1 pseudogene is annotated in these 289 nt (G+C 50.5%); it reads right to left on the reverse strand.

Annotation, left to right across the window (positions count from 1 at the left end):
• Positions 1-155, reverse strand: a pseudogene (locus E0D98_RS26440) (IS66 family transposase); the annotation flags it as partial.
• Between the last annotated feature and the right edge of the window lie 134 nt (positions 156-289).

Raw genomic sequence — 289 nt, forward strand, 5'->3', positions numbered from 1 at the left:
AAGTTCATCCGGCGGAGTTTATCCAGCTGCGCCTGCAGATGGTCTATTTCGCGCTCCCGGTTGCTCAGCTTTTCCTGCAGGGCGTGGATCAGCGCTTCCTGTTCGGCCAGGCGCTGTTTCAGCAGGAAGATGTCGTCAGAAGAAATGTCGTTCATAAGCCCGTGAGGTAGCCTGAGTTTAACGGACACTCCTTCCTGAAATAGAATGGCATCAGAAGGAGCTAATAATGAGCAGAAAAACCCAACGTTACTCTAAAGAGTTCAAAGCCGAAGCTGTCAGAACGGTTCTT

The sequence above is a fragment of the Escherichia sp. KCJ4928 genome (genome assembly GCF_004352695.1).
GTDB lineage: Bacteria > Pseudomonadota > Gammaproteobacteria > Enterobacterales > Enterobacteriaceae > ECMA0423.